Source organism: Actinomadura sp. NPDC000929 (assembly GCF_040492065.1).
Classification (GTDB): domain Bacteria; phylum Actinomycetota; class Actinomycetes; order Streptosporangiales; family Streptosporangiaceae; genus Spirillospora; species Spirillospora verrucosospora.
The window spans coordinates 1-1,404 of the sequence record NZ_JBEUPA010000331.1; the positions used below are offsets into that span (position 1 = coordinate 1).

Consider the following 1,404-nt stretch of genomic DNA (forward strand, 5'->3'; position numbering starts at 1 on the left):
CCGTTGCGGGATCTGTTGACGGTCAGTGACTGGTATCCGCTGGTAGTGCACCGGCAACGAGCCCTGTACGGGGCCTGGTACGAGTTCTTCCCCCGCTCCGAAGGCGCCACCTTCGACCCCCTGGGGCGGCGCGGCCCGACCTCGGGCACCCTGCGCACCGCGATGAAACGCCTGCCCGCCATCGCCGACATGGGCTTCGACGTGGTCTACCTGCCCCCCATCCACCCCATCGGCACCACCCACCGCAAAGGCCCCAACAACACCCTGGACGCCGGCCCCTACGACCCCGGCTCCCCCTGGGCCATCGGCTCACCCGACGGCGGCCACGACGCCGTCCACCCCGACCTGGGCACCCTGGAGGACTTCGACGCCTTCGTCGCCCACGCCGGCGACTGCGGCCTGGAAGTCGCCCTGGACCTGGCCCTGCAATGCTCCCCCGACCACCCCTGGGTGACACAACACCCCGAATGGTTCACCACCCGCGCCGACGGCACCATCGCCCACGCCGAGAACCCGCCCAAGAAATACCAGGACATCTACCCCCTCAACTTCGACAACGACCCCGACGGCCTCTACACCGCCGTCAAGAACCTCCTGCACCACTGGATGAACCACGGCGTCCGCATCTTCAGAGTCGACAACCCCCACACCAAACCCGTCGCCTTCTGGGAACGCCTCCTGGCCGACATCAACACCACCGACCCCGACGTGCTCTTCCTGGCCGAGGCCTTCACCCGCCCCGCCATGATGCACACCCTCGCCAAAATCGGATTCCACCAGTCCTACACCTACTTCACCTGGCGCAACAACGCCGAAGAACTCACCGAATACATGCGCGAACTCACCGGCCCCGCCGCCGCCTACATGCGCCCCAACCTCTTCACCAACACCCCCGACATCCTCAACGAATACCTCCAGCACGGCGGCCGCCCCGCCTTCGAAATCCGCGCCGTCCTCGCCGCCCTGCTCTCCCCCGCCTGGGGCATCTACTCCGGCTACGAACTCTGCGAGAACACCCCCGTCCGCCCCGGCAGCGAGGAATACCGCGACTCAGAGAAATACCAGTACCGCCCCCGCGACTGGGAAACCGCCGACCGCACCGACACCACCATCGCCCCCCTCATCACCACCCTCAACACACTCCGCAACACCCACCCCGCCCTCCAGCAACTCCGCAACCTGCACTTCCACCACATCGACCAACCCGAACTCCTCGCCTTCTCCAAACACCACCTCGACGACATCGTCCTGACCATCGTCAACCTCAACCCCCACCAACCCCGCGAAGCCACCGTCCACCTCGACCTCCCCGCCCTCGGACTCCCCGACGACCCCGACCAACCCCACACCGTCACCGACCAACTCGACGGCACCACCTACACATGGCGCGGATCGAACTACGTC

General features: G+C 66.7%; 1 protein-coding gene. It reads left to right on the forward strand.

All coding sequences use genetic code 11. The annotated features are described in order from the left end of the window. Nucleotides 1–1,404 (forward strand): alpha-amylase family protein (locus ABWI04_RS42715; protein ID WP_353835979.1); only part of this gene is annotated, 1,404 nt, incomplete at both ends.